At 60.8% G+C, this 21508-nt stretch carries 22 protein-coding genes and 7 pseudogenes; 14 read left to right on the plus strand and 15 right to left on the minus strand.

Going from position 1 to position 21508, the window contains the following annotated elements:
• Positions 1 to 653: 653 nt before the first annotated feature.
• Complete coding sequence (locus tag NKI97_RS31095) at positions 654 to 1364, plus strand: antitoxin Xre/MbcA/ParS-like domain-containing protein (protein WP_352838178.1); 711 nt, start codon at positions 654 to 656, stop codon at positions 1362 to 1364.
• Positions 1365 to 1366: 2 nt separating this feature from the next.
• A complete protein-coding gene (locus NKI97_RS31100) occupies positions 1367 to 1957 on the plus strand; it encodes an RES family NAD+ phosphorylase (protein WP_352838180.1) in 591 nt (196 codons plus the stop codon).
• A gap of 426 nt (positions 1958 to 2383) precedes the next feature.
• On the opposite strand, the gene NKI97_RS31105 is transcribed toward NKI97_RS31100, so the two are convergent.
• The gene (locus NKI97_RS31105; RefSeq protein WP_352453834.1) at positions 2384 to 2668 is read right to left on the minus strand and encodes a hypothetical protein; all 285 of its coding nucleotides are present in this window, start codon (positions 2666 to 2668) and stop codon (positions 2384 to 2386) included.
• Positions 2669 to 2812: 144 nt separating this feature from the next.
• Positions 2813 to 3001 (minus strand): hypothetical protein, encoded by a 189-nt coding sequence (locus NKI97_RS31110; protein ID WP_352509702.1) that lies wholly within the window; start codon positions 2999 to 3001, stop codon positions 2813 to 2815.
• Positions 3002 to 3160: 159 nt separating this feature from the next.
• Between NKI97_RS31110 and NKI97_RS31115 the strand changes: the two genes are divergently transcribed.
• Together NKI97_RS31115 and NKI97_RS31120 are read left to right on the plus strand one after the other, a co-directional pair.
• Positions 3161 to 3415, plus strand: a complete 255-nt coding sequence (locus tag NKI97_RS31115) for a transposase (RefSeq protein ID WP_352453835.1) — start codon at positions 3161 to 3163, stop codon at positions 3413 to 3415.
• A gap of 94 nt (positions 3416 to 3509) precedes the next feature.
• Positions 3510 to 3779 (plus strand): IS3 family transposase, encoded by a 270-nt coding sequence (locus tag NKI97_RS31120; RefSeq protein ID WP_352453836.1) that lies wholly within the window; start codon positions 3510 to 3512, stop codon positions 3777 to 3779.
• 456 nt (positions 3780 to 4235) lie between these two features.
• On the opposite strand, the gene NKI97_RS31125 is transcribed toward NKI97_RS31120, so the two are convergent.
• The 3 genes and pseudogenes from NKI97_RS31125 to NKI97_RS31140 all read right to left on the minus strand — a co-directional run bounded on the left by NKI97_RS31125 (position 4236) and on the right by NKI97_RS31140 (position 5715).
• Positions 4236 to 4697, minus strand: coding sequence for a phasin (locus NKI97_RS31125; RefSeq protein ID WP_352453837.1), 462 nt, complete (start codon positions 4695 to 4697; stop codon positions 4236 to 4238).
• Between the two features lie 102 nt (positions 4698 to 4799).
• Positions 4800 to 5063 (minus strand): annotated as a pseudogene (locus NKI97_RS35570) (IS630 family transposase); the annotation flags it as partial.
• Positions 5064 to 5481: 418 nt separating this feature from the next.
• Positions 5482 to 5715 carry a hypothetical protein gene (locus NKI97_RS31140; RefSeq protein WP_352453838.1) on the minus strand — a complete coding sequence of 78 codons (234 nt, stop codon included), beginning with the start codon at positions 5713 to 5715 and terminating at the stop codon, positions 5482 to 5484.
• A 251-nt stretch (positions 5716 to 5966) separates the two neighbouring features.
• On the opposite strand from NKI97_RS31140, the gene NKI97_RS31145 reads away from it, so the two are divergent.
• Positions 5967 to 6185, plus strand: coding sequence for a KTSC domain-containing protein (locus NKI97_RS31145; protein WP_352453839.1), 219 nt, complete (start codon positions 5967 to 5969; stop codon positions 6183 to 6185).
• Positions 6186 to 6991: 806 nt separating this feature from the next.
• Here NKI97_RS31145 and NKI97_RS31150 read toward each other — a convergent pair.
• A complete protein-coding gene (locus NKI97_RS31150) occupies positions 6992 to 7204 on the minus strand; it encodes a hypothetical protein (protein WP_352453844.1) in 213 nt (70 codons plus the stop codon).
• Positions 7205 to 7610: 406 nt separating this feature from the next.
• Between NKI97_RS31150 and NKI97_RS31155 the strand changes: the two genes are divergently transcribed.
• Positions 7611 to 7808 carry a hypothetical protein gene (locus tag NKI97_RS31155; protein WP_352453840.1) on the plus strand — a complete coding sequence of 66 codons (198 nt, stop codon included), beginning with the start codon at positions 7611 to 7613 and terminating at the stop codon, positions 7806 to 7808.
• A gap of 222 nt (positions 7809 to 8030) precedes the next feature.
• Here NKI97_RS31155 and NKI97_RS31160 read toward each other — a convergent pair whose 3' ends face one another.
• The 3 genes from NKI97_RS31160 to ltrA form a co-directional block, all read right to left on the minus strand.
• Positions 8031 to 8342 (minus strand): PDZ domain-containing protein, encoded by a 312-nt coding sequence (locus NKI97_RS31160; RefSeq protein WP_352823049.1) that lies wholly within the window; start codon positions 8340 to 8342, stop codon positions 8031 to 8033.
• 264 nt (positions 8343 to 8606) lie between these two features.
• Entirely contained in the window at positions 8607 to 8858 is a 252-nt protein-coding gene (locus tag NKI97_RS31165) for a DUF982 domain-containing protein (protein ID WP_352823052.1), read from the minus strand.
• A 416-nt stretch (positions 8859 to 9274) separates the two neighbouring features.
• A complete protein-coding gene (gene ltrA / locus NKI97_RS31170; RefSeq protein WP_352749853.1) occupies positions 9275 to 10750 on the minus strand; it encodes a group II intron reverse transcriptase/maturase in 1476 nt (491 codons plus the stop codon).
• Between the two features lie 927 nt (positions 10751 to 11677).
• Between ltrA and NKI97_RS31175 the strand changes: the two genes are divergently transcribed.
• On the plus strand, positions 11678 to 11803 hold the full coding sequence (locus NKI97_RS31175; protein WP_352838181.1) for a hypothetical protein: 126 nt from the start codon (positions 11678 to 11680) through the stop codon (positions 11801 to 11803).
• Here the strand turns inward: NKI97_RS31175 and NKI97_RS31180 are convergent.
• Both NKI97_RS31180 and NKI97_RS31185 read right to left on the minus strand, forming a co-directional pair.
• On the minus strand, positions 11800 to 12030 hold the full coding sequence (locus NKI97_RS31180) for a hypothetical protein (protein ID WP_352750438.1): 231 nt from the start codon (positions 12028 to 12030) through the stop codon (positions 11800 to 11802). The two genes, NKI97_RS31175 and NKI97_RS31180, sit on opposite strands and share 4 nt — an antisense overlap.
• Positions 12008 to 12208, minus strand: coding sequence for a hypothetical protein (locus NKI97_RS31185; protein WP_352453889.1), 201 nt, complete (start codon positions 12206 to 12208; stop codon positions 12008 to 12010). The genes NKI97_RS31180 and NKI97_RS31185 overlap by 23 nt, the downstream gene beginning before the upstream one ends.
• Before the next feature lie 92 nt (positions 12209 to 12300).
• Between NKI97_RS31185 and NKI97_RS31190 the strand changes: the two are divergent.
• Positions 12301 to 12775: pseudogene (locus tag NKI97_RS31190) on the plus strand (protein-L-isoaspartate O-methyltransferase family protein); the annotation flags it as partial.
• Positions 12776 to 13437: 662 nt separating this feature from the next.
• Here NKI97_RS31190 and NKI97_RS31195 read toward each other — a convergent pair.
• Positions 13438 to 13653: pseudogene (locus NKI97_RS31195) on the minus strand (transposase); the annotation flags it as partial.
• A 252-nt stretch (positions 13654 to 13905) separates the two neighbouring features.
• Here NKI97_RS31195 and NKI97_RS31200 point away from each other — a divergent pair.
• Positions 13906 to 15123, plus strand: a complete 1218-nt coding sequence (locus NKI97_RS31200; protein ID WP_352750443.1) for an IS110 family RNA-guided transposase — start codon at positions 13906 to 13908, stop codon at positions 15121 to 15123.
• A gap of 302 nt (positions 15124 to 15425) precedes the next feature.
• On the opposite strand, the pseudogene NKI97_RS31205 reads toward NKI97_RS31200, so the two are convergent.
• Positions 15426 to 15599: pseudogene (locus NKI97_RS31205) on the minus strand (transposase); the annotation flags it as partial.
• A gap of 83 nt (positions 15600 to 15682) precedes the next feature.
• On the opposite strand from NKI97_RS31205, the gene NKI97_RS31210 reads away from it, so the two are divergent.
• Both NKI97_RS31210 and NKI97_RS31215 read left to right on the plus strand, forming a co-directional pair.
• The gene (locus tag NKI97_RS31210) at positions 15683 to 15868 is read left to right on the plus strand and encodes a hypothetical protein (RefSeq protein ID WP_352450409.1); all 186 of its coding nucleotides are present in this window, start codon (positions 15683 to 15685) and stop codon (positions 15866 to 15868) included.
• Between the two features lie 2 nt (positions 15869 to 15870).
• The gene (locus NKI97_RS31215) at positions 15871 to 16101 is read left to right on the plus strand and encodes an RNA-binding protein (RefSeq protein WP_352450408.1); all 231 of its coding nucleotides are present in this window, start codon (positions 15871 to 15873) and stop codon (positions 16099 to 16101) included.
• 495 nt (positions 16102 to 16596) lie between these two features.
• Here NKI97_RS31215 and NKI97_RS31220 read toward each other — a convergent pair.
• Positions 16597 to 16965: pseudogene (locus NKI97_RS31220) on the minus strand (transposase); the annotation flags it as partial.
• A 58-nt stretch (positions 16966 to 17023) separates the two neighbouring features.
• On the opposite strand from NKI97_RS31220, the pseudogene NKI97_RS31225 reads away from it, so the two are divergent.
• The 3 genes and pseudogenes from NKI97_RS31225 to NKI97_RS31235 form a co-directional block, all read left to right on the plus strand.
• Positions 17024 to 17146, plus strand: a pseudogene (locus tag NKI97_RS31225) (IS6 family transposase); the annotation flags it as partial.
• Positions 17147 to 17449: 303 nt separating this feature from the next.
• Positions 17450 to 17887 (plus strand): hypothetical protein, encoded by a 438-nt coding sequence (locus tag NKI97_RS31230; protein WP_352838183.1) that lies wholly within the window; start codon positions 17450 to 17452, stop codon positions 17885 to 17887.
• A gap of 91 nt (positions 17888 to 17978) precedes the next feature.
• A pseudogene (locus tag NKI97_RS31235) lies at positions 17979 to 19034 on the plus strand (DUF3363 domain-containing protein); the annotation flags it as partial.
• 817 nt (positions 19035 to 19851) lie between these two features.
• On the opposite strand, the gene groL reads toward NKI97_RS31235, so the two are convergent.
• Positions 19852 to 21495: a chaperonin GroEL gene (gene groL / locus NKI97_RS31245; protein WP_352838185.1), complete on the minus strand. Its 1644-nt coding sequence runs from the start codon at positions 21493 to 21495 to the stop codon at positions 19852 to 19854.
• Positions 21496 to 21508 lie beyond the last annotated feature (13 nt).

Raw genomic sequence — 21508 nt, forward strand, 5'->3', positions numbered from 1 at the left:
ACGCGGTGCGTCAAATGCAGCTTTGGCGATGGCGGGCGCGCTGCATTGTTGATATTGTCCGCACGGAACAGGCGCGCAAATGACATCTGATTCAGAGAAGGCCGCGGCGGTCGAGCAGTTGCTTGATACACCTGAGCTTGCAACCGCACTGGAAAGCGAACAGTTCAAAAGTCCTAGAACTGCCACTTCAGCTATCGGAAATCCTTTCCGTCCGTCGTAGGTTGTCGTCCCAGGCCCCGCATCAGCATGTCTTGCTGCATGCGCTGGCGAAGTGGCGTGATCGGAGCGTCGGTCGACAAGGTAGCCATGGCAAGTTCCTCTCGTTGAAGGGAATTCCATGGTCGGATCGCAGGCTTTACCTGCTCAAGGCCTATGAATACGCGTCATCTCAGAACTAGGCGACCATCCCGCGAAGCGGGTTCGTGCATCGGGCGCGAAGCGGTCATTCGCCATGCGATGGTCAGAGGTCCTTTTCGGGTCATGAGCGTTGGTTCTGTGGACGCCGCCTTTCGGGAAAAGCGATCCGGCGTCAGGAAGGTCCGGAATGGGTCCAGATCACCAGCAACAGGTGCAAATTTGCCAGACTACAATCTGGACATTTCGGACAATCCGTACTATCTAGGGCGAGAAATATGGTGCCAATGGTGGTCGTTATGAACGCTCGCAACTCGGCAGTTCGCGCAGATGCAAAGGTCGATCGTGAGATGGTCGCTGACATTCTCGATGTGTTATCGCGACGCCATCCAGGAATATCCAAGTCCGCTCTGAAAGCCGCCGGCAAGGCGGTCGCCGCCCTGACGGCGGTAACGTCTCGTCTGTCCCCTGCCGAGCAGCGCCAGATCGCTGCGCACGAACAGGCACTGGCGAGAGCAGTGGAGAATGTGGTCACGGAGCTCGCCCGACCCAGTAAGATACTTGCTCCAGTAGAGGTCGAAAAGCCCGTGGAGGTCAGCCAGGGCGCAGGCCGCGGGAAGGTCTTTGATCTTGAAGAGGGCCGGCTGCGCCTCGCTGAATATGCAACGCCGACACGCCTTGAGGATTGGGCTGGTCCTGTCGCCGGTCCCGGCGAGATCGAAAAGATGTTCGGGACGAAGCGTTCGACCCTGCACGATTGGCAAAGGCGCGGAGCCGTGATCGGACTGCTCAAGGGCGAGCGGAAGCACGTATTTCCGCTGGCCCAATTCGTCGACGGTCGTCCTGTTGAGGACATGGCCCGGATCACGAAGATCATCGGGAATCCTCGTGCGACGTGGCTGTGGCTGACCCAGCAGCATGTGAGCGACACCGGCGAAACGCCGCTCGACCGACTCAAGGCTGGGCGCATCGATGAGGTCGTCGCTGACGCCGAGTTCGATTTCGGCTGATCGTGGAGCTTGACGCCGAAGTCGTCGCGGACCTGGCAATCAGGTTCCAGCCGCAACACTACCTGCGGGCAATGCGACAGGAGTACGCAGCTACTCCATTGGGCATGGGGTTCGGACAATCGCGCTTCGCAAGCCCCGACCGGTCCTTCATGGTCCTCTACATTGCTCGCGACCTGGCGACGGCGATCGCCGAGACGATTATTCGCGACCGGTTCGAGGGAAAATCTTACCGCATGCTGCATTTCTCGGAAATCGCTGGCTGGGCCGTGTCCGAAGTCTCTGCTACGTCGCCCCTGACGGTGATCGACGTCCGGACCACCGGCCTGCTGCGGCTTGGGATCAGCACCGACGCTGCACGTGCCAAACAACAGGAGGAAGGCCGGAAGCTGAGCCAGGCTCTCTTTAACGGGTTCGCAGTTGACGGGATCCTTTACTATTCGCGGCTGACCGGAGCGGAATGCGTGGCGGTCTACGACCGCGCCGTTGAGGGCAGGCTCAAGGCCCGACGGGCCACGGCGCTCGAACGGCATGCCGAACTCGTGCCGGCGTTGAGGCAGCTGAACGTTCGGGTTATCCGCGGCGACCTTTCGTAAGGAGCCGTCGGGCTATCTCTAACCTAGATCACTCGTGCTGCGCAACGCGAGCGCTGGCGCGTGACGCAGGATGGCATGAAAACATCACATCTGGAGCAATGGCTGAGAGGGTTTAAGGCAGAAGTCTCGAAAACTTCCGCACCTGGAACGGTACACGCCTACATTGCTAGACGGCACGCCTCTGTTCCGGCAAAGCTGCGAATCGCGGGGCCACTGGCAATCCGCAGGTCGGTGGGTTCAGGCAATGCTCATTGAAAGATGGGCCGCCGACTTTCCTTTGGCCGTAAAGCTCGGCGGGTTGTCGGTCTCAATTGCCGTCTCAAATTGATCGGCGGGACGCGGATGGCTAGCACGCTGCCGTTCGAACGCACCAGCGTCGTCGGCGCCTTGCTTTTGTGTCGGAACAGAAGACTTGCCTTTGGGTGATCACCCGTCATGACTAGGGATGAAGCAGAACAGGGTGTTCGCTACTTTTGCACAAAATGGGCTGAAGAGCGCGGGCTTCCGCATCAGCCAGAGAATCCAAGATTTTCCGATTTCTTTTCTTGGCTTGAGCAGAAGTCGCCGGGCCACTTGAAATTCCGAAGCAGCACTTCGGTGCGGGACGACGTCGAGCGATGGTTCATCGACGAATTCAAGCAAGGTTGGCGCTACTAGCAAGCGATTTCCGGAGAGGCCGGTGCCGTGCTCCGGGCCACCTTCCGCGATCACGCCATACCCACTTCACTTGCCTCTGTTAGCTTCTTCCTGCGGTGGGAGACCCCAATCCCGCCTGGCCGGCGCCTAACAGGCAAATCTACCCCAACGCCCCCCAAACGGCGCCGGCCACCTTCCCGCGAGCGACTGTCAGCCGCTCTAGTGGATCCCGCCAGGAGGTTGTAGATCGAGCGTTCCTTGACGTTTATATGCTGCCCAAGCCTCGGCAGGCACTGCCGAATCCGCCCGGGCCAGCCAGTCCGCGCGCTCAGTCTCGGTAAGTGAATTCCACCACTGCATGCCGGCTATTTCATCAGCAGTCGGATTCCGGTTCGGTTCGTCTGCCATTTTCTTATCCTTGCATAAGGCTTGAGTGGCGCAGGCCCGCAACTATCAGAACGGCCAAAAGCCGGCCAAAAAAGCCGGCATTTTGGAGTGCGCCCCTGAGGGTGGACAGATCGGGATGTGTGGATTGACCAGCCTTCCGGGTTTTCGGAGAGAGAACCCATGGCAAAGCACCGCAGTCACAGCATCGAGTTCAAACGCCAGGTCGCGCAGGAGTTCATCGCCGGCGAGACGCTGCACGGCTTGGCTAAGCATCACGATGTCTCGCACAACCTGATCCGCATCTGGGTGCGCAAATATGAGCAAGGAGCGTTCGACGATGATGCGCAGGCCGCTGACCTGATCCAGGAATACGAAGCACGGATCGCAGCGCTCGAACGGTTGGTCGGTAAGCAGGCTCTGGAACTGAGTTTCTAAAGGGGGCTCTGAGAAACGCACCGCGGCCGAGAAGCGGGACTACATCCGTCATCACCGGCCCTGCGGCATCAGCGTTGCCGAAGGATGCCGGTTGATGGGAATCGCGCGCTCCACCTACTACGATCCCCTGGAGAACCCGGCCGACGACACCGCGATCGTCGAGGCAATGTTCTCGATCAGCGACGAGTTCGAGTTCTACGGTTATCGCCGTGTCGGCGCTGCGCTGCGTCAGCAAGGCCTCGTCGTGAACCACAAGAAGATCCGGCGCCTGATGCACGAGCATGATCTGCAGCCCAGGATCAGGCGGCGCTTCGTTGTGCGGCCTCCTTGTCGCTGTCTAACTTATCCTGCAGCCGATTTGTAGCATCTACGGTCGACCCAGTTAGTGAGCCTGCTCGGACGGTTCGTCCGGCCGGCGCTCGGCCTCCTCGGGGCGACGATCTCGCTGCTGTTCGGTCACGGCATCGACATTTGCAGGGGTTTTGCCCTGCACTTCTGCCGGCCCCTCTCGGGTCTGCTCTGCCGCCTCGATAGCGCGCTTAAGCTCCGGATCGTTCTCGGCTACCTCGCATATAGGTGTTGCCCTGGACGGCAAGCTCCGCCGCGCGAGCCAGTCCGCGCTCAAGTCAGCTCGGAATAGCCTTGGAGCAAATTATCGATGCCATCAGAGACATGAACGCGTCGCTAGACGACCAGCGATCAAAAACCGAGGCCCGCCTTCCAAAGCTGACCTAAGAGACACATAGCCGGTCAGCCCAAAAGAAAAAGGCGGCTGGAGAAGGGCGTCGTTTTGCGGGTATCTCCGATCGCCTAGACTCAATCAGGCGACCTTGAGATCCTTCATCGCCTTTTCAAAGACATCCTTGATTGGCTTGGATATATCTTCGGCAGCCTTGGTCGTCACGGCCTGAAATTCCTTGGCCTGCTCTACGGTCAGTTCGACCTGCTTGCGCAAGAAGGCAGCCTGCAGCTCGAGGAACTCGGAGGGCGCCCTCACGGCAACCAGGGCTTCGAGGTGCGAGAAGCCGGCTTCGGTATTGGCGCGCAGAGCAGCAATTGTCTTCAGCGACAGCTCGTTGCCGACGGTCTTGGAGGTTTCGAGGCTCGACTGCAGCGCCTTCTGGGTCGTCTCGGTGCCTGAGGCAAATTTCGCATAGGCTTCTTTCGACTGCTCGAGGCCCTTTTCGGCGACAGCGCGGATCTGGTCGGTAGCCATCGACGGGTCGAAGGTCGGGAATTCGGAATTTTCAACGGTGTCAGCGGTCTTGGCCATAGTTTCCATCCTTTTCAGCGGGCGGCCCTTCACAAAAGCCGTCTCATTCATCTACGAAACTGACGTTACGGCATTTGTAGTGCATTGCAATATTTTTGTGCGACGCACCATCCTCTTTATCCCAGCGTTAACCCGCTGAACTTTTCGCCTGCCGAGGCATGATCCATGACGACAATGTCGCCGGGGTTGAGGGGGGACGAGAACTTTGTCGTCATAGATTTTGAACCTCTCGCCGTTGATCGGTCCGTCGATGAGCGATGGTGCATCGACACGGTCGTGGCGCAGCGCCGCCAGGAAGGTCACGATCTTCCAATGGTCGTTCGGCGCCTTGGCTTTTATCCTCTCGCCTCGGGGTGCCCATGCGGGATCTGGTGTGCGCCTGCTCAGCGGCGGTCGATACACTGGTCATGCATCGTCAGCAGGTTGGCGGATTCATGCTCAAACATGGTCGTCGATTCCCAGGAAACCTGGACGATTCGCTATCTGCGCTGAGTTCAGGAGCAACGGTTTTGAATATCCAGCGCAGCAGCTTGCCCAGATCGAGCATAACCGCAAGACGGGCCACCTCGCGCCGCCCAGCGTAATCAGCCAGTGCGTTCATCACGTCAGGATCAAGATGCGATCACCGAGCGAAAGGTGCAAATGTCGCTCCGCTGACGCTTCAAAGCAAAGCCCGCGCGCCTCACCGATAAGAGCTTTAGCTATCGCGTTGGCGGCATCGTCGCGGTGCCTTCGGAACGTCGAATCCCACCGCGGCGCTCGCACTTGATCTCGGCGCGGGTTCTCCCTTGTCTCATCGCCCTGTCAACGCCTTGCAAATGAGCGAAACCAAGCTGTCGCGCGCTCGCTTGTGGAGTGCGCCTTTCGGCCGCCATGCAAGGAAATCATCAACGCTCATCCAATCAACCGGCTTTGTGTCGGCGTCTCGCTGGCTGAATTTCACGTACAGATGCAGTTCGTCCGGCACGAAGACGACCCTCCACGATCCTTTGATGTCATTGGCAAGGTTGTGGGCGAGGACGGTCATGGCGGGGCACTCCTTTCGCCGTGGAGCGTGCCTATCTCACGGGAAAATTGACGCTCGCGCTTTCTCAGAAATCCAACGTCCGCGTGATGCCGAAAGGTGCAGCTAGCTTTTTGTGTATCTCGATTGGGAACACGGGACCGCCGCGAAAGTTCGGTGCACGCAGCGAATCCTCCCCCTCCAGGTATTGCTGCAGATCGGTATCCCGATCGGCCCGCGCTCCCCGCAAGCGCGGGCCTCGGCCTGTGGTGCTCATGCCATCTACTTCGATCCGCAACATGGAATATGATCTGGATAGAAGGACCCTCTCGGTGTGGTTCGTCGCCAGCGGCAAGCGGTACGAATTTGAGGGGGTACCGCCGGAAACCTTTGCCGCGTTCCGGGCCGCGTTTGCCAAGGGCCGCTATTTCAACGACCACATCCGCAACAATTTCCGCTACCGTCTGGTTGCGAGCGATAGCGATTCGGGATGACCTGACCTGCCGGCGGCTCAATCGTCCTGTCGCTCCAACCGGCGGTTGGTGGACGCGTTGCCGCTGTTGCGCTTAGGGTTGGTTACGGTCCGCGCTCACTTGGCAAGCCCAACCCCCCGCATCCCCCCGCCTGGTGCAAAGCGTTTGATCGGTCCCGCCGTTCTGGCAGTGCGGCGGGACTTTTTTGCGGTCCAGGTGGAGCATCGGCGCGCGGGGAAGGCGCGGTGCACGCAGCACCCTTTTCTCATTCAACGTACGTCGGTGGCGCGCTGAAGGGTCTCAACGTCGGTCTGCCGCCAGAGCTCAACTAGCTGGACTATTACTCGACCGGAAGCGGCTCGTGCTGCGGCTCAGCGTGGTGGAACACCTGTCCAAGATCGCGCGCGTCGAACGTTTGGCCGCAGACTGGGCAGTAGACGAAGTGCTTCGAGTCGTCCTCTACCGGCCCGTCATGCGGCTTGCCCTCATAGCCTGTCGCGATGTTGTCGGTTCTAATCCGGGCATCGACAAGTCACAGGAGCGGAAGAAGCTCGAACGCCGAGGCTTTACCCCAGCCAGATCGACGCCGAGATCAGCCGCTATGCGACGGCGATCAGCCGCATCCTTCATTCTCAAAAGCAATATGGCTCAACACCGGATAGTGCCGCACGACCGAGGGAGCAAGCATATCCGTCCGCGAAGCGGAACGGAGTGGGGGTGTGGGGCCTCAAGCCCACGTCTTCCTTATGTTGGCGCTAACGCCGCGCGCGCGATGGCAGCAACATGCAGCGACCAGTAGCGCTGTCCGGCTTGGTAGGTGCGAGCGTTCAGCGCGGTTGGTATGCTGCGAAGACGTAACCTTGCACCTCGACTAAGGCGATCGGTCCTTTGGGAACAGTGCCGTCGGTATGGAAGATCGCATCGGCACTGTCCTTCCAGCCCTGATTGAAGAGGCCCGTATGCGCAACGATCGCCTTCAAAGCCAAATCGTAGGTGATAGGCTGGTCGCGCAGCCATGGTCCGAACTCGCGATGAGGCACTGACGGCGTCCGGTGCTCGCGACGTCCTGCCTCAACCGCGCAAGCGCATCATCATCGCCGGCGAGCGACAGAGCCAAACCGGGAGCGCTTATTCTCCACGGAGCACCGGGCATTGTCTGGTTGTGAAGACGGTGCTTGATCACCAGCCGCCTGAGTGTGTCTTCGCTTACGTTGTAGTCGTGCCTGAACAGATCAATGGCCCTCTGGACCGTGATCGCCTCTGCCCGTGGGACGTAGAGCGGCCGAAGCCGTTCGCCTGTTTCTGGCGCTGTTTTGACAGGGAGCGCATTGGTCATTCGGCCCATCGCGCTTTTCTGCGGCCCGCCGTTTCGCCCGACATCATGGAACGATATCGCCCCCCATGTATTAGAAACCCATGGACACTATGGAACCCCACGGCCACGGGATGGCGGCCGATCTTTTGACATCGGAAGTTGCCAATGCCAGGCAGCGCATCCACCGGACCGAGCTCGCGCTTCAACGCACTGAAGAAATACTGGCCGAAAATCTCGCGCTGTGCAGCAGGATACGAACTGCGGTCGAGGCCGCAGACCGCTTGGTGAAGATCAATCCCCCCAGCTTTGAAGGACGTCGCGCGGGTTGAACTGGGCCGGCGTTTCATTCGTCGCGACCTTCAGGCCACCCGGCGCCACCGCTCGCGCTCAAGCACGGCGGCAACCGGTCGATAGACGGCGAGCGCGGCTCATCGTGCGCGGCCTGGTGCTCGCGAGGAACCTGTCATCGGGCATGCGCTCCACTGCCTCGGCGACATGCGCGAGCGACTGGTCGATCCAAGCGACGGCGGAACGAAATGCGTCAGCTTTGGTCATCCGGGACCGAATAGTCTCATTTGCCGATAGCGATCCCTCGTGAGGCGCCGGAGGTGCACATAGAGGATGCCGGCAAGGGCATGCCCCTGATGAACGCGGCCGCGCAGCTCATTGACGATCGCCATGTATGCGCCGAGCGGGATCGCGGCGAAAACCTCGAGCACGGCGGCCATGCCCTGCTCCACTAGGTCCGGACCGGCCAGCAGCAAGTCAGAGACGGCCGTCAGGCTGCTTTCTTCGGTGAGCGCGTGGTTCGCCGCGGCCCTCAGCCAGGACACACAGGACCAACCGTGCATGCTCAGCGCCATGATTGTCGATCAGCCGGCGCATGGAGCCGACGGCGCGCGTCTGGCCTTCTTTCGGATAGCGGCCCTTGGGGACGATCTCTACGTGGAATTCGCCACAGAGCGCGTCAACTCGCGGGTCGACGTAGAGTGCAGATCCGCGGCTCCAGCCTTCTCGCGCAAGCATTCGGCGTCTCCGCATGATCGACGCACGATGTTTGCACAAATGTAATGGCCGCTGCAAGAGTGATGCACGATGGACAGTGGTGGGCACGCGTTGACGAGATGTCAGGCAGTCAGGATTTTCGCTTCCTTGGCGGCGCTGAGAAATGCCACGCGCGCTATCTCCGGTGCGCCGCCGCCGCCGAGCACCTTCATGCACGCCATGCGAGCCTGGATGCGGCGCCCGGTTTCTCCAATGGGCCAGCGGTAAAGCAGCATTTCGGCGGCTTCGCGGGTGCTCGAAACACTGACTTTGCCCGAGGACAGCAAAACGGTCACGGGCTCTTCGAACGTGCCGACGTCTCGTTCGCAGGTCATATGCTGGTCTCCTTTCGCAATCTCCCCAAGACCTTACGGGTGAACCATCCGTTCCGTTGCGTCACGTTTGGCCCGGTGGGCGAACATTCTGTGAGGATGGGACCTCGTCCAGAGCGCGGGCTTGATCGCTCAGACTAGACTCGCCAACGCGTTGCGGTCCTCAAATGGCGAGAACCGTCCTTATCGTTACGAGCCCGCTATGCCTTGGTCAGTTGCCGGCGCTGAGATCGGAGATCGAAGTCAATACTCATTTCTGGGGATGTCCCTTTGCAGTTAATTATGAGAATCGCATGTCAATCATTTCAGTTGGTTAGCTGTGCGCTTAATTTGAAAACGTGCACTATCGCGGTAGGGACGCCCATTACTGGGCGCCCCCCCGCTCAGATCCGAGCGAGCCCGATTCGAGCACTCGGCTCCTACCTTGGGTGGCTGACGGCGAAGCGCGCATTGGGCCACGGGTGAAGGATGCGTGGTTTGGGGAGCCAGTCGTCGGTCAGCTTCGTCATGCGGGCCCAGGTGAAGCCGTCTCGTTGGCTGCGCCGCCGAAGCGTCCGCCGCCAGAGATCGGTCACATGGTGCCGGAACGCCGAGAGCGCCCCGCCATTCGTCGGGACCGCATAATAGGCGAAATGACCTGTCACGACCTGCCTCAGCCACTTCCCCTGTTCGGGGATGGGCCAATGCATCCGACGCCGCAGCTCCGCCTTGATGTCCTTGAGCTTCACCCGCATGCGGTCGCCTCGGGTCTTCCGCTTAAGCAGGAAGCGCCCCTTTCGCGATTTACCGCAGATGAAGGTAAAGCCCAGGAATGCGAAGGTCTCCGATTTGCCGAGCCCGCGTTGCTTGCGGTCGACCGCCGCGAAGCGGCCGAACTCAATCAGGCGGGTCTTTTCCGGATGGAGCGACAGCATGAACTCCTCAAGCCTCGCGCGCATCGCATCGAGGAAACGACGGGCGTCGCCCTCGCGCTCGAAGCCGACGATTACATCATCGGCATAGCGCACGATGATCATGTCGCCGGTGGCCTCGCGCCGTCGCCAGCGGTTGACCCACAGGTCGAAGACATAGTGCAGGTAAATATTGGCCAGAAGCGGCGAAATCACCGAGCCTTGACCCGTGCCCCTGTCATCTACCGTCACGATCCCATCTTCGAGAATGCCCGCCTTCAGCCATTTCCGGATCAGGCGGATGATGCGCTTGTCGCCGATCCTGTGTTCCAGGAAGCGAACGAGCCAATCCTGGCTGACGCTCCCGAAAAAGTTCTGGATATCGGCGTCTACAATCCAGTTCACCCTCCGCGTGTTGATCGCTACGCACAGTGCATCCAATACATCGTGCGACCCTCTACCGGGCCGAAACCCGTATGAGAAGCCGCAGAAGTCGCCTTCATAGATGGCATTGAGCACCATGACGGTTGCCCCTTGGACGATTTTGTCTTCCAGAGCGGCAATCGCCAGCGGCCGCTGCTTTCCATCTGCCTTCGGTATAAACGTCCGGCGAGACGGTTGCGGGCGGTACGCTCCCCGATGAACCCGTTCGTGCAGGTCCCTGAGCCGAGGCTCAAGGTCTGTCTCGTAATCCTGCCACGTCATGCCATCCACCCCGGGAGCGGCCTTGCGCTTGAGCACGTAGAACGCCGTCCGCAGTGTATCGACATTGATGTGGTGGAAGAGCGCGGTGAACTTCTCCTTCTTCCTCAGCCTTGCGGCTTGCCGTACGCGATCCAGCGACTGGGACATGCGAGCCCGGCTCCGTGTCCGGTGCATGTGTTGCTGTTCCGCGTTCCCCTTGGTCCCCGGCCTTGGCTCCACCAGCTCCGCCGCCGGTTGTCCGGCTTTGTTCGTCGGCTTCGCAGCTACTATGCCGGAGTCAGACTTCTCTGGATCGTGCATCAACGGCTACGGCTCCTCGCCTTCCCGTTGCGGACCATCCCCCCGTACTCCTGGGGCGTATGGCCAATCCAGAGATCTCCCGGTTCCCGCACAAGGAGCTTCCGCACATGCCAGGGTCTCAGACCACGCCGGATCGAACAGGCGCTCGCGAAAACGCGCCCGTCCATTTCGCCTTCCGCTAAATTAACGGCGTCGGCATCCGGAACAAATTCCCTTTCGTGGCTCAATGGCTGGCCTATGCACTCCCCTACCGACGCTTCGCCGGCATCCTCGCGGATGTCTGCGCACGGCTCGGGGCCGATGTGGATCGCTATTCCTTCATCGCAGTGGACTTCCACCACCTACTCCTTGCCGGTCTCCCGGCGCACTAAATTGAGAATCCGGGCTGCCCCATTCTCGCAATTAATCGCCAAACCTAACCGAAGCGACCGCATTCTCATCATTAACTGCCAAGCGACACTACGTTACAGTATCGTCGGTTGAAGTCGGAGCGTTGAAAATTTATCCCTCACGCACAGTTCTCGAATTTACGATCCTCGTTCTTTTGCTACTCATGGCGTATCGGATCGCCTATCTTGTTGCGCGGAGTATATAAGCGCGTCCAAGAAATGCAGGGCCGGCGCCAAGGGGCAAGCGCCCATAGGAAATCCCGCTGCCGGTTCGACAGCGGGCTTACAGGACACCCTTGGAGTGTGCGGCTACATCCACGACCACATACGATCATAATCCACGATGAGCGGATAGTTCCCGACAATCTCCACCGGCCCGACTGCATCAGTGATTTCTAATAGTTGATGCTTGCGGCAGGTGGTGCCCTCCATCGCCTGCCGAAGATCGGTGTCCTCCGATCGGCCCGCGTCAAGTCATGTCGAAAAGGCTGTAGGCCAGCGCAGAAAGCAAATCGTTGGCGACTGTTGGCAGCTTCGCATGGATGCTGATCACTACAGCGACGCTCATCCCGGCGAAGAGCGAATCCAACTTGTCTTGGATTTCATCGATGACGTTGAAGAGATGATGATCGCTGCCGGTATCGATGAAGAGAAAGCGGCTTAGCTAGATTTCTTCCAGCGCGCCGCAGCTGCCGTTCTGGCAATCTCAGAGCGCTGTTCTGGCGTGAGTGCTTTGAGGCGGGCCTTGCCACCGATAAGCCCGCCCTTGCGGGCACTGGCGAGTGGCTTCTTGTCCTCAGTCTCGCCTGTCGCCAGATCGACAATCGACTTCGCCAATTGGTTTGGGTCGCGCGGGCGCTTGGGGGCTTTAGGTCCGGTTGGCAACGTCATCCCCCTCCACGGCACGCTCAAGATCATACAGTTCGGTCAAAGTGCCGTCGCTGGCGTAAATGCTGAATTTGATATTCCCCGCTTTGAGTTCGCGCGCTTGGCTTACGACCTGCCTGCTGGACAAGTCGTTGATCACTAGGACGTTCGGCTCCTTGCCAAGTTTTATGGAATAACTCACCGTCCTGCTTCCCATGCGTTTCGCTAAGCATATAGGAGTTCGGCCCGAACCGCGACAAGCGCGGCGTCAAATTTCAAACTGACCCACTACCCGATCTTGCAAGCGAAGAACTCGGCAAGGCGACGCTCGATGAGCGGGTGATGGCAGCGATGCGGCGGGTGCAACCGCACGAGGCGGTACTCGAGATCGGCACCGGCCTGGGCTACCAAACCGCAATTCTCGCGGAGCTCGCCGGGCAAGTTTGGAGCGTCGAAATCATCGAGGAATTCGCAAGCCATGCCGAGGCTCTCCTGCAGGGGCTCGGCTTATCCAATGTCGGCATTCGTGTCGGAGACGGGTCGCGCGGCTGGCCTGAGCACGCCCCATTCGACAAGATCCTGGTCACGGCGGCGGCTGAGCAGACACCGCCGGGTTTTCTGAAGCAACTCAAGCCGGGGGGGACGGCTGGTTCTGCCTTTGGGATCTGAAGAAGCACAGTTTCTGACTATCATCGACAAGGATGCGGCAGGGCAGCTCGGGACTCGGAAACTCATCCCGGTTCGGTTCAGCCGGCTCGAAACGGTCTAATGAGGGGTGCGGCTGCGCGGAGCCGTGCTGGAAGATCAGGATAACGCGCGCCGCATCGATCACACGGGCGCTGAATGGCATCGCCGATCTTTTGACGTCCATGCCCGCTACTCGTGGAGCACGCCTGCAGCCACCGGTCGCAGCCGCTGGCGATCATGCCGGCGCGGTCGTATTGCGCGCTTCTCAAAGACCCTTATCCAGCCTACTGTGTGCCTACCAGAGGGCAAATGGGTCGCTGATCTGGGAAATGACGGCCAAAGGCTCAAGGAATTCGCCCAGTGGCCAACACGTGGCGGGCAGGAGGTAACGATGGATCTCAAGGACAGGCGCATCTGGTACGGCGTGGTAGCCGTGATCGTGGTATTGGTCGTGATTGCGTATGCGGCTGGTTGGTTTGGCGGCACACCGATACCAGCGCCGCAGCAGTGAGAGCGATCGTCATTCTCGCTTGGTGGCAGCTGACTGGTCAGTCTCTAAAGGTCGAAGGAAGGGATCCGTGATCGGCTGTTACGCTGGTTCGGCTACCATCCTGACGACGCACAGCCTGGACCGTTTTTGAGCGCAATCCGCAACACTCCGCCATCGGGCCGGGTAACTTCGACAATGGTTTCGACGCGGACAAACTGGGGACTGTCAGGATTCTGTGCGCGAGGCCGGTTTCGTCATTGGCTGACGAACCTTTCGCCGAAGACGACGGCGAACTGGACCTTTGCCTCGAACCATTCGCGCGGCGGTCGTTTCCATTCCTCGGCCGCATGGTTCAAGACCAGATATAGCAGCTTCATGGCCGCGTCGTCGTTGGGGAAGTGTCCACGTGTTCGAACGGCGCGGCGCAGCTTCGAGTTCAGCGCCTCGATGGCGTTCGTAACCGGTATGATCATGACGGTGCCATCCGATCCCCGCTGGAGATGAGCGATTTTCGGCGTATGGTGCGACCATCCGGGACAGGGGCACCGGGAGCACGCCAAGTGCGGGCAGGCCGATGTATTCGATGAGCTGCGAGCTCGCGTTAGTAGCTGGCCGCCCCTGCGACCTGCCCGGTTGCGCCGAGAGCGCGGATCCGTAGGTGTCGCGTCGCCCGCTGGCTCCCGATTGTTGAGGAGAGGGAGCCGATGAGACGTGTGATTGGAATGGACATCCACCGCACCTTTGCGGAGGTGGTGGTTTGGGAAGACGGCCGGCTGCGCCATCACGGACGGGTCGACATGACCCGCTCGGGACTGGAAGGGTTCGGCCGCAGTTTGCGACGGACTGATGAGGTTGTCGTCGAGGCTACGGGCAACGCCATGGCGGTGGTGCGGGTTCTGTCGCCCTATGTCGGCCGGGTGATTGTCGCCAACCCGATGCAGGTGAAGGCGATCGCTCATGCCAGGATCAAGACCGACAAGATTGATGCCGGCGTTCTGGCGCAACTCCATGCCAGCGGCTTTCTGCCGGAGGTCTGGGTTCCCGATGAGCGGACTGAGCGGCTTCGCCGCCTCGTCGCGCGGCGCAACCAGGTCGTGCGGCATCGCACGCGAGTGAAGAACGAGGTGCATGGCATCCTGCAGGCGCACCTCGTGCCGAAGTGCCCGCATGCCGATCTGTTCAACAATCGCGGTCGCGCCTGGCTCGAGCGGCAGGTGCTTCCCGACGACGAGCGGGCCGCTATCGCCCGCCACATCCGCGAGATCGATCGCCTGGCCGAGGATCTGGCTGACCTCGATCGCGACATCGCCCGGGAAGCGGTTGATGATGCGCAAGTCCGGCGGCTTCAGACGATCACCGGCGTCAATGTCATCGTCGCGAGCGGTATCATCGCCGCGGTCGGCGACACCCGGCGGTTCCGCGAGCCGCAGAAGCTGGTGAGCTACTTCGGCCTCAATCCGCGTGTGCGCCATCCGGTCTTGGCTTGGCGCAAATATGGCCGGATCAGCAAACATGGGCGTTCCCATGCCCGCGCCATGCTGGTCGAGGCCGCCTGGGCGGCGGCGAAGGCGCCCGGACCGCTCAGGGCCTTCTTCCTACGCATCCGTAACAAGCGTGGTCATCAGGTCGCAGCTGTGGCGGTCGCCCGCAAGCTCGCCGTGCTGATCTGGCATCTGCTGACAAAGGAGCAGGACTACTTCTGGGCTCGCCCGGCGCTGGTGGCGGCAAAGCAGAGGCAGCTCGCTCTCAAGGCCGGCGCGCCGGGCGAGCGCGGTGTCGGTCGCCGCGGTTCGGCTTACGCCTACAACGTGAAGGAGTTGCGAAACAGCGAGAAAGCCGCGGCCGAGAATGCCGAACGTGCCTACGAGCTAATGGTTCGGCATTGGCGGTCACGCGGGCCGAAGCGGCGCACGGATGCCACAAACGAGGAACGACTATAACGGCTGCGTGGCGGCACTCTCATCCTCTCGCACCACTCTTTGCCACGTGGTCGTCCGTGCCGGACAAATATAGCACAAGGAAATCTGGCGCACGACCGACGCCCTCGGTCCGCTCCAGAATGGCGCCGTGCTCGACGCCGTCTGGAAACCTCGCAGCCGGCCGTGGCGCCATCGCACCGGCCAGCCTTGACTGCGTCTCGACACGCTCGCGTGGGAAATCCTGTGGGCCGGGACGAAGAAACAGGCTCACCTGAGCCGAACAAAGAAACGCAACAGGAATCGAAAAAGTCGAAATCAGGCTTGTCGATGTCATCCGTCCTGTAGATGATGCGGCGCACGCTTTCGGGATAGGCGAAGAATGGCACGACGTGTTGCCAGTTGCGCCGCCAGCTCTGAGTGATCGCAGGATATCGCTGGCGCCAGAAGCCGGCCTCGAACTCCTCCAGCGCCTTCATGCCGGCTTCGGGTAGTGTCTCAGTTTGAAATATGCGGAAACGCCTATCGCGTTTGATCCTCTAGGCGAAAGCGCCTATGCTTAGCGCAAAGCATGGGAGCAACAATGGCCTACACTGTCATCTGGTACGGAAGACAGAGCATTGTGGACAAGGAGTTTTTCGACTCCGAGAAGGCCGCGAAAGACCATGCAATATCCATGTTCCAGACTCGAAAGGGCGACGATGGGATCGTATCCGTTGAAGTTCGCAAGGACGATGGAACTGTCGTTTTTAGCCATGCGGAGAACTAGGAATGCCTAAAGGCCAGAAGCGCCCCGCCGACGTGATCGGCAATCCCGTCCGCGTCATGCGCATTGCGACTGGCGAGGAAGCCGACGACCTGATTGACGACGGCAAAGACCCTGCCGCGAAGGCACTCGGTGCGAAGGGCGGAAAGAAGCGCGCCGAGAACATGACGCCAGAGCGGCGGGCCGAGATCGCGAAGAAGGCGGCGGAAAGTCGCTGGCGGCACCGCTCCGAATAATTTCCGGAATATTTTTCTTGATTTTGTCGTCGAAGCGTGAAGCGCGCATTGCTCGGGACGTAGAGGCGAAACTCAAAGAGCAGGAAAAATCTGTGCGCCTTCGGGAGAGAATCCCGATTGGTGGCGTTCGATTAGGCGTGGGTATCGCCGACGAAAAGCAGGTTCGCACAGGCTGGGTCCGTGTTCTCTACGAAAATGACTTTGACATGCGAGAAACCGGATCGGAAACATTCGTGGTCATGGGGTGTCCCTCGGGATTGGTCCGATGGCGATTGGGACGGCCTTATTCTTCCAAAACTAGCTGAATGGGCCAAGCTGACTTGGGGGGAGATTGACCGCCCATCCTCGGATTCCGGCCATAAGATGCATCACAACATGGACACGGCAGAGATTTGCGACGAAGCCCAATATCGAATGGTTGAAATCGAGCGTTATGCAGACGTGATTTTCCGGTTCCGCCTTGGGAACAAACGTCGGCTGTGGGGCCATCGCATAGTCCAGATGGCCGCGGATCTCGCGCACGCTCATGCCGCGTGCATACATTGACACGATCTTGGCGTCGAAATCGGGAAAGCGGCGCTGATACCTGGCGATCAGCTTCGGGTCGAAGGTTCCCGCCCGGTCGCGCGGAATCGACAGCGTCATCTTCGATGTGCCGGTCAGCACCGTCTTCGTCGAATGGCCGTTGCGTCGATTGGCGCCGCCCTCGGCGCGTTCGTCCTTGAGGTGCTCGTCAAGCTCGGCCTTCAATATCCGCTCCGACAGCGCCTTCTTCAGGTCGTCCAGCAACCCCTCCTTGGCAAACACCTCATTCGGATCGCGGCCCGCAAGCAGCTGGTCCAGAAGTTCCTTCTCGATAGCCATGTGATGATTCTCTCCTTTCCATCATCATGACCTCGCGCACAGAATTCCTGACAGTCCCGACAAACTGCGATCCTGCGGAGTAGCCAGGCGCCAGGTCATGCCGGAAGTCGTACACTGGAGCCACAAGGGCCCCAACGACCGGGCGGAGAACTCGCATCGGCCCGGCCTTCGGCGGTTTCGAAGCTCATCTGCCACTCGCTTGATCCCGCTGCCCCGGCCAGCAATGGGGCTGGGGCAGTCCAGTACAGACTCTGCCCATCGATCACCTCGATCGGCACGGACTCCAGACCGACATCGTCGAACAGCCGCGCATTTGACCGCGTTCGCAAATTAATGGCCGGATCTTTGCGAAGCCTCCGCATTTTCGTGGGGGAAGCCCTCCCAGCCTCATCGTGATTGGACTTCACGATCGGTCGGAGTCACTCTGGCCGCAGGTATAAGAAGGATATGGGTGGGCCAACTATCGTCCGAATAGGAGGCTAAAATGAAGCACCAGACGCTTGAGCAACTGCAGATCGTCGCCGAGATCGATCAGGACTACCTGCGCCAAACCATGTCGCGCAGCGAACGTCTTAAACGCTGGGCGGAGCTCCTTGAACGGAACCCTGACCGGCGCCTCTCGACGCTGCACCAGACCGAGTATCAGCCGGTTAGAGCACGCGCGGCCATGCGCGGCGACGGCTCGCCGATCTCAGTCGCTTTCGAGGATCCTGTCCTCCGCGCCGCCGGGTTGGAAAACGACAACTACGGCGAAGCGAAGCGGTTCTTCGAGCTGACCGACAGGCAATTGCATGAGATCATCTGCTATTGTCATTTCGGCGCGACGGTGAGCGCCGCAACGGCCGCCCGTCACATCCGTGCGGCGGTTGCCGGGAGACAGCCCGGCATGTTCGCTCGGATGCGTGAGGCGCTCGTCGGATAAAGCCGGCGCCGTTTCGCAGCATCATTTTTGAAGCGGCTCGCATGGAAAGCCGCCGCCGTAGCGCAGGCAAGCGCTCCCCACGCCGGGCCGGTGGGTGATCTCCGACGCAGCCGAAAGCACGTTGCGGGCGCTTGGCGAGCGCAACGACATCATCAAGACCATGCACCGGGCGCTGGAGGAGCACGGCCTCGCCCACGAGCGGGGTCCAGCGCAATATGTCATGCACCGGCAGACCATCACCGAGCCGGTCGTCGGCGGTGTGCTCGCCAAGGGTCTTGCCGGCGACGAGATGAGCGATAAGCTGTCGCTCGTCATCGATGGCGTCGACGGACGCACCCATTATGTCGAGACCGCGGATGCGGCAAAGCTGGAAGACATTCAGCGCGGCCATATCGTGGCACTCGAACCGATCCTGCCGAAGCAGGAGCCGCGTGCGGCCGACCGCAACATCAGCAGCGTAGCGGGCGAGGATGGCGTCTATCGTCCGAGCAGACACCTGGAGGCGATCCGCGAGACATTTTTGGAGCAGGGCAAGGACCCGGACGCCTTTGTCCGTTTCCATGTCCGCCGTCTCGAAGCGCTGCGCCGGACCGGCCATGTCGAGCGCATCGACGAAGACCACTGGCGCGTTCCAAATGACCTGTCCGAGCGCGGCATCGCTTACGATGGCTACAAACGCGGCAAGGACTTCTCTGTCCGCGTGCTCTGGACGCTCGATCTGGACGCGCAGATCGGCAGTGACGGCGCCACCTGGCTCGATCGGGAGCTTGTGGCTAGGAACCCCGTCTCGCTGGTCCGGTCAGGCTTTGGTCTCGACGTTGACAACGCTCTCGACAGACGGGCTGCCCAACTCGTCGCGATGGGCCATGCCGAACGCGACGCGACGAGCGGGACGATCACCTTCGCGCGCGGCCTCACCTTCGTGCCCGTCCAGCCCGGCAACCATGTCGGCGGCACGCTCCTTGGCCCGATCAGTCTTGCCAGCGGGCGCTTTGCCATGCTGGACGATGGGCTCGGCTTTCGGCTCGTTCCCTGGCAGCCAATGCTGGAAGGGCGCATCGGCCAGCACATCACCGGCGTCGTGCAAAACAGCGGCGGCATCGACTGGAGTTTCGGCAGAAAACGCGGCCTGGGGATCGGGATGTGAGGGCCGGTCCAGCCAAACGCCGCAGGTGAGGCGAGAGCGGTAACTCTTGTCTGGCCCGCAATGAGAAGTTCGCGCCATCTGCAGATCTTCGTTGAGGACTGCGGCGATATGGGAAAGAGGATACAAAGCGGCCCTTGTGGGAGGCGTCCACGGCGTGACGGCCGGATTGAGGTGCGCGCCCGAGACGGCCCAACCGCATAAGCTAGGGCGGTTACAGCGACGCCGAAGCGGAGGCCGATGCCCAGCGACCGCGCCGGCAGCAGCCCGCCAAAGCCGCCTGTCACCACTGACGCGCAGCCGATGAAGACAAGACAGAAAGGTGCCGAAAAGCTCGGCGGCGAACGCTTTCATGATCGTATCCCTTGGAATTCTGAGGCCGCACTCTTCACGACTCGAGCCGAATTCAATGCGCCGCTACGGCCATGGACCGGCGGTGTGCAGCTAGATTTCTACCCTACACGGACGGATAGAATACCAAGCGACGCGCTCGCAGGGTGGCGTCAGACGCTGTGGGGGATTTTATCGATCGAGACCCGATGATCCTGAACTTCGCGCAGGCCCGGGATATTCTCGGCCAGAACGCGCGATGCAGCCCGGTCCTCTTTGGACCGACAGGTACCCCAAAATGAACCGCCCCGACTGTCACTGTCACGTCGGAATCGCCGACCGATGACCACGGCGCAGCCCGGAGCGCCTCCAGGAATTGATCCCGAATACTGCTGTTGTTGGCCGCGGTTCGGACGAGTGGGCTTTCTCTAGCAGTCGCCAGCGGCGATCCAGTCCGGACACTTCGGTGCTTCCGCCGCCCGCAATGCGCTCAGAATTCCATATCCATGTCGTGATGATGATGCTCGTGACCGGGAAGCTCCGGCGGCGGCGGGCCAGGCCCTTCGGCCACAATGACTTCCGTTGTAAGGAGAAGGCCCGCAACCGAGGCCGCGCCCTGGAGCGCCGTGCGCACCACCTTGGCCGGGTCGATGATGCCCTTTGACACCAGATCCCCGTACACGCCCGATTGGGCATCGTAGCCATAGGCGTTGTCGTCTTTTTCGAGGATCCCGGCGATGACGACCGAGCCTTCCAGGCCGGCATTGATCGCGATCTGCCGAGCCGGCCAAGTGATCGCCTTCCTGACGATCGCGATGCCGACCTGCTGGTCCTCGTTGCCGCCCTTGAGCTTCTTGAGCGCCCTGCCGGCGCGCAGCAAGGCGACCCCGCCGCCCGGGAGAATGCCCTCTGCGACCGCGGCTCTTGTCGCGTTCATCGCGTCATCGATGCGATCCTTCTTCTCCCTGACCTCGACTTCGGTGGCACCGCCGACCCGGATCACGGCGACGCCACCGGCGAGCCTGGCCAGCCGCTCCTGGAGCTCCTCGCGGTCGTAATCGGAGGTGGTTTCCGCAAGCTCGAGCTTGATCTCAGCGATGCGGGCCTCGATGCTTGCACGCTTGCCGGCGCCGCCGACGATCGTGGTGTTTGCCTTGTCGATCATCACCTTCTTGGTGCACCCGAGCATATCGAGGGAAGCATGCTCCAGCTTGATGCCCAAATCCTCCGAGATCACCGTTCCGCCGGTCATCAGCGCGAGATCCTGCAGCATCGCCTTGCGGCGGTTTCCGTAGGCCGGCGCCTTCACGGCTGCAACCTTGAGAGCGCCGCGCAACTTGTTGACCACCAGCGCCGCAATCACCTCACCCTCGACATCCTCGGCGATGATGAGCAGCGGCTTGCCGGCCTGCACCACCTTCTCCAGCAGCGGCAGTATTTCGTTCAGGCTGGAAAGTTTCTTCTCACTGATGAGGACATAGGCATCCTGCATCTCGACCCGCATCTTTGCGCGATTGGTGATGAAATGGGGCGAGATATAGCCGCGGTCGAACTGCATACCCTCGACGAATTCGAGTTCGGTTTCGAGCGACGTCCCGTCCTCGACAGTGATCAGGCCGTCATTGCCGACCCTCTTCATGGCGTCGGCTAGGCAGCGGCCAATCTCCCTGTCGCCGTTGGCGGAGATGGTGCCGACTTGCGCAATCTCGACGTTCGAGGTGACCTTCGTAGCGTTGTTCTTGAGTTCCGCGACGACGGCTTCGACCGCTAGATCGATGCCGCGCTTCAGGTCCATGGGATTCATGCCAGCGGCCACCGCCTTGGCGCCCTCCCGGACGATCGCATGCGCGAGCACGACGGCGGTGGTCGTGCCGTCGCCGGCCTGATAGGAGGTTCTTGTTGCGATCTCGCGCACCATCTGGGCGCCCATATTCTCGAACTTGTTGTCGAGTTCGATTTCCCTGGCGACGGTCACGCCGTCCTTCGTGACCCGCGGCGCGCCGTGCTCCCTGCCGATCGCGACGTTGCGCCCTAGCGGGCCAAGCGTGACGCTCACCGCATTCGCCAGGGTGTCGATGCCGCGCAGCATTCTGTCGCGAGCCTCGAACGAGAACATGATTTCCTTGGCAGCCATTTCCTTGAACCTT

This window comes from Mesorhizobium sp. M0296 (assembly GCF_040321675.1).
In the GTDB taxonomy this organism is placed as follows: Bacteria; Pseudomonadota; Alphaproteobacteria; order Rhizobiales; family Rhizobiaceae; genus Mesorhizobium.

Coding starts and splice junctions, on each gene's coding strand:
- NKI97_RS31155 (WP_352453840.1), top strand. CDS start 7,611: ATGGCGGCCGATCTTTTGACATCGGAAGTTGCCAATGCCAGGCAGCGC.
- ltrA (WP_352749853.1), bottom strand. CDS start 10,750: ATGCACGATCCAGAGAAGTCTGACTCCGGCATAGTAGCTGCGAAGCCG.
- NKI97_RS31230 (WP_352838183.1), top strand. CDS start 17,450: ATGAAGCACCAGACGCTTGAGCAACTGCAGATCGTCGCCGAGATCGAT.
- NKI97_RS31140 (WP_352453838.1), bottom strand. CDS start 5,715: ATGACCGTCCTCGCCCACAACCTTGCCAATGACATCAAAGGATCGTGG.
- NKI97_RS31095 (WP_352838178.1), top strand. CDS start 654: ATGAACGCTCGCAACTCGGCAGTTCGCGCAGATGCAAAGGTCGATCGT.
- NKI97_RS31215 (WP_352450408.1), top strand. CDS start 15,871: ATGCCTAAAGGCCAGAAGCGCCCCGCCGACGTGATCGGCAATCCCGTC.
- NKI97_RS31115 (WP_352453835.1), top strand. CDS start 3,161: ATGGCAAAGCACCGCAGTCACAGCATCGAGTTCAAACGCCAGGTCGCG.
- NKI97_RS31200 (WP_352750443.1), top strand. CDS start 13,906: ATGGACATCCACCGCACCTTTGCGGAGGTGGTGGTTTGGGAAGACGGC.
- NKI97_RS31175 (WP_352838181.1), top strand. CDS start 11,678: ATGGATGCTGATCACTACAGCGACGCTCATCCCGGCGAAGAGCGAATC.
- NKI97_RS31125 (WP_352453837.1), bottom strand. CDS start 4,697: ATGGAAACTATGGCCAAGACCGCTGACACCGTTGAAAATTCCGAATTC.
- NKI97_RS31120 (WP_352453836.1), top strand. CDS start 3,510: ATGGGAATCGCGCGCTCCACCTACTACGATCCCCTGGAGAACCCGGCC.
- NKI97_RS31160 (WP_352823049.1), bottom strand. CDS start 8,342: ATGGCGCTGAGCATGCACGGTTGGTCCTGTGTGTCCTGGCTGAGGGCC.
- NKI97_RS31180 (WP_352750438.1), bottom strand. CDS start 12,030: ATGACGTTGCCAACCGGACCTAAAGCCCCCAAGCGCCCGCGCGACCCA.
- NKI97_RS31110 (WP_352509702.1), bottom strand. CDS start 3,001: ATGGCAGACGAACCGAACCGGAATCCGACTGCTGATGAAATAGCCGGC.
- NKI97_RS31145 (WP_352453839.1), top strand. CDS start 5,967: ATGCCATCTACTTCGATCCGCAACATGGAATATGATCTGGATAGAAGG.
- NKI97_RS31210 (WP_352450409.1), top strand. CDS start 15,683: ATGGCCTACACTGTCATCTGGTACGGAAGACAGAGCATTGTGGACAAG.
- groL (WP_352838185.1), bottom strand. CDS start 21,495: ATGGCTGCCAAGGAAATCATGTTCTCGTTCGAGGCTCGCGACAGAATG.
- NKI97_RS31165 (WP_352823052.1), bottom strand. CDS start 8,858: ATGACCTGCGAACGAGACGTCGGCACGTTCGAAGAGCCCGTGACCGTT.